The sequence below is a fragment of the Streptomyces sp. ADMS genome (assembly GCF_033441795.1).
Classification (GTDB): Bacteria; Actinomycetota; Actinomycetes; order Streptomycetales; family Streptomycetaceae; genus Streptomyces.
The window spans coordinates 1-3,435 of sequence record NZ_JAVFVX010000248.1 but is presented as its reverse complement, the minus strand read 5'-3'; the positions used below and the strand labels follow the sequence as shown (position 1 = coordinate 3,435).

General features: G+C 69.6%; 5 protein-coding genes. 4 read left to right on the top strand and 1 reads right to left on the bottom strand.

All coding sequences use genetic code 11. The features are described from left to right. Positions 1-142 precede the first annotated feature (142 nt). Positions 143-1,834 (bottom strand): sigma-70 family RNA polymerase sigma factor, encoded by a 1,692-nt coding sequence (locus RB628_RS39895; RefSeq protein ID WP_318325547.1) that lies wholly within the window; start codon positions 1,832-1,834, stop codon positions 143-145. 226 nt (positions 1,835-2,060) lie between these two features. Between RB628_RS39895 and RB628_RS39890 the strand changes: the two genes are divergently transcribed. The 4 genes from RB628_RS39890 (at position 2,061) to RB628_RS39875 (ending at position 3,283) form a co-directional block, all read left to right on the top strand. Next, complete coding sequence (locus RB628_RS39890) at positions 2,061-2,474, top strand: SsgA family sporulation/cell division regulator (protein WP_318325546.1); 414 nt, start codon at positions 2,061-2,063, stop codon at positions 2,472-2,474. Between the two features lie 57 nt (positions 2,475-2,531). After that, on the top strand, positions 2,532-2,669 hold the full coding sequence (locus RB628_RS39885) for a hypothetical protein (RefSeq protein ID WP_318325545.1): 138 nt from the start codon (positions 2,532-2,534) through the stop codon (positions 2,667-2,669). A 151-nt stretch (positions 2,670-2,820) separates the two neighbouring features. Further along, positions 2,821-3,039 carry a hypothetical protein gene (locus tag RB628_RS39880; RefSeq protein ID WP_318325544.1) on the top strand — a complete coding sequence of 73 codons (219 nt, stop codon included), beginning with the start codon at positions 2,821-2,823 and terminating at the stop codon, positions 3,037-3,039. Positions 3,040-3,136: 97 nt separating this feature from the next. Further along, positions 3,137-3,283, top strand: coding sequence for a hypothetical protein (locus tag RB628_RS39875; protein ID WP_318325543.1), 147 nt, complete (start codon positions 3,137-3,139; stop codon positions 3,281-3,283). The last annotated feature ends 152 nt before the right edge of the window (positions 3,284-3,435 follow it).

The window sequence follows — 3,435 nt, the reverse complement described above, 5'->3', positions numbered from 1 at the left end:
TCGCAGCCGACCTGCTTGCCGTTCGCGTCGCAACGGACGCACCCCAACGCGCCCAAGCCGGATCTGTGAACGCGGTGTCCAGGTTGCTCGGCGAGGCAGAATTCCACCGAAAGCGGCTCGATCGAGCAGCTCGATCGTCAGGTCAGCAGTGTCCGGGGCCGGGAACCGGGGCCTCCTCAACAGGGACGGGATCAACGGGAGTTGGAGTGACCGGGTCCGGAGCCGGTTCCGGGGCGGGCTCCGGATCGGGAGTGGGAGCGGGGTCCGGGACAGGAACCTCCGGAGTCACGGGAGTCTCGGAGACCGGCGGTTCTGGCGCCTCCTCCACCGGGGGTTCCACCACGGGGACCTCCTCCACAGGGGGCTCCTCCACCGGGGGTTCCACCACAGGGGGCTCCTCCACCGGGGGTCCCACCACAGGGACCTCCGGAGGCACGTACGCCGGATCATCCGGAGTCTCAGACGCCGGTGGAGCCGACGGAACCTCCGGAGCCGGCGGATCCTCAGGTGCATCAGGCACCTGAGGCTGCTCACCCACCGGCGGTACCGGTTCCTCAACCGGAGGCTCGGGCACCGAAGAACCAGACTCAACCGGCGCACCGGAGGCACCGGGCGTACTCGGCGCACCAGCCGCCCCACCACTCCCACCGCTCCCTGGAGTCACCGTGACCACCGACCACCCGCGGCGCTCACCCCCACCCCCACCCCCGCTCCCACGCCCGCCCTCAACCTCAGCCCCGCCCACCGAAATCCGCACCTTCTGCGGCACGGTCACCGGAGTCCCCTTCAGCGGCACGGTCGCCGACGTCGGCACTTCCGCCACCGGCGCCGGTGCCAACGGCGCGTCGGCCAGCGGGATCCGGGACCGTTCCCGCAGTTCGACCTGTGGAGAGGTGAGCGCGATGGTGACCGCGACCGCCGCCGCAGCCGCCCCCGCGCTCACCGCGAACGCCTTGGGCATCTTCGAGCCACCGGCCACGGCATGACGTACCGCATGGACCGCGTGCAGCACGCCACCCCCGTGACCAGCCACAGCGGTCACCGCGGTCGACGCGCCGGCGGACCCCGCCGCGAACGACAGCAGGTACTTCCCCGTGCCGCCCACCAGGAGCACCAGCAGCGCCGGGCCGACGAGCGCGGGCAGGCGGTCGTTCGTGCGCATCAGCAAAGCGAGTCGGTGGCGGCAGTCGTCGCAGGTGTCCGCGTGGGCGAGGAGCTGGTCGGACTGGCGACGGGTCGCGGTACCGCGTACGTACGCGGGCATGCGGACCCAGTACGGCTCGCACGCCGTGCTGTTCGGGACACCGGGCTGCTCGCGCAGGAAGGCCTGGCGCATGCCCTCGCGGGCGCGGTGGAGGAGTACGGCGGTGGCGCCCTCCTTGATACCGGTGCCGATCTGGGGACCGATCGCCGCCAGCGGCTGGCCCTCCGCCTCCGCGAGCCACAGCGCCTTGACCCAGCGGTCGGGGAGTTGGCCCAGTACCCGTACCAACAGGTCGACCGAGGAGACCTGTTCGGCGGGGTCGTCCACATGGCGGCCCTGCGCCACGACCCTTTCCGGCCGGTCCTGCGGGTCCTGCGGGGTCTCGCGCGCCGAACTGCTGCCCACGGTGGCCGCCAGATGCCGGACCGTCGTCATCAGGTACGCGGGCACGTTGTCGATCTCGTGCCCCGCCGAAAGGCGTCGCCACACACGGAAGTGCGCCTCGGCGACCAGGTCTTCCGCGGCCCAGCTGCTCTTGGTGAGCGAACGCGCATATGCGACGAGGCGCGGCTGCTGTTCCTCGTAGATGCGGGCGTACGCGGCGGTGGCGGTGTCGGTGTCGTCAATCATTGGCAGGAACGCTCCAGTTACCTGCGGATGAGGCAGTGGGGATGAGTTTGTAAGGCTAGATGACAAAAAACTCAACTAATTACAGAAGGTGACGCACGTCACATGGGGTAACTCCCGTTGCGGCGTAATGAACGGGCCCTCCGTCAGGTCGAGAAAGGCAGCTCGGCACAACTGGCACCGCAACACCGCAACTGGCCCAACGCCTCACCGGAACGGAAAGTCGATCATGCACAGAACCCTGGAGCAGTCCGCACGCGCCCGCCTGATCACCCCCGGTTACCAGGAGCTTCCGCTCGCCGTCACCCTGCGCTACGAGGCCTCCGACCCGCTCGCCGTCCACATCGACTTCCCCGTCGACGTCTCGGTCGACGGGGAGACGGTGACCTGGACCTTCTCCCGGTCGCTCCTGGACGAGGGACTGGAGCACCCGGCCGGGATCGGCGAGGTCCATCTGTGGCCCTGCGGACCGACGCGCACGGTCGTGGAACTCCACTCGCCGTACGGGCTGGCCGTGGTCCGATTCCGTACGGCGCAGCTCCAGCGTTTCCTGCATCGCTCGTACGGCGTTGTCGCGCCGGGCATGGAGGACCTGGGCCCGCTGGTCGAAAGCGGCCTCGCCGCGCTGCTCGGCGGGGTCTGAACCCCGTTGTTCCGTTGCGGATGCCACCCGGGGTACTTCCGCGATCACCCCGAAGCGGTGACCCACACCCCGCCCAGGAAGAAACCCCGCGAACTGCACACGCTCGTACGGTCGTTGGACCGCACCATGCTGAGCCGGGTCAAGACCCTCCAGGTGGACCACCCCGACGAGCGCTGGTGGCGCGGGCAGTTGTGAGGTGCCGGGGAGAGCGGGAGGTGTAGCGGGCTACACCACGGGTTCGGGAGAGCACTCCCTCGTGGCGGGGAGGCGTTCCCGGGATCGTTGATCTCGGAAGCAGACAGCTCCCCCACCTGGCTCTTTCGGAGCCCACCCGGAAGGAAACCCCATGAAGTCCCTGCTCGCCTCCAAGCCTGTCCTCTGGTTCCTCTTCCTGTTCAACCTCGCCGTCGCGGCCGTCGCGCCGTTCGTCGTCGACGGTACGCAGGGCGTCATGACCGGTGTCGGCATGGGGATCGTCTCGCTCGGCGCGGGCGTCAGCCTGTTCAAGGGCCGCGGAGAGCAGCAGGGGCAGCAGGTGCGCGGGGCGCACCGGCAGCAGATCTGACCCCCTTCCGCGAAGAGGACCTCCCTCCTCTCTCGTTCCCTCCCTCTCTCGTCCCCCACTCCCTCTGCCCGTACCGCAGACCTTGGAGCTCCTGACCGTGGCTACCTTCCTCCACAGACTCGGCCGGCTGGCCTTCCGCCGACGGTGGTCCTTCACACTCCTCTGGGTGGCCGTACTGGCCGCCGTCGGCTTCGGTGCCGCGTCGGCGCCCGCCGCCCCCGACGACCAGAACAGCCGTACCTGATCGTGGTCGTCGGGCTGGCGATCCTGCTCCCGCTCCTGGTCTTCCGCTCGATCCTGGTCCCGCTGAAGGCGGCCCTCGGCTTCCTCCTGTCGGTGCCGGCGGCACTCGGTTCCGTCATCGCGGTCTTCCAGTGGGGCTGGGGCGCGGAACTG

Bases quoted from the DNA above. Each gene is read 5' to 3' on its own strand.
- RB628_RS39895 (WP_318325547.1), bottom strand. From the start codon at position 1,834: ATGATTGACGACACCGACACCGCCACCGCCGCGTACGCCCGCATCTAC.
- RB628_RS39890 (WP_318325546.1), top strand. From the start codon at position 2,061: ATGCACAGAACCCTGGAGCAGTCCGCACGCGCCCGCCTGATCACCCCC.
- RB628_RS39880 (WP_318325544.1), top strand. From the start codon at position 2,821: ATGAAGTCCCTGCTCGCCTCCAAGCCTGTCCTCTGGTTCCTCTTCCTG.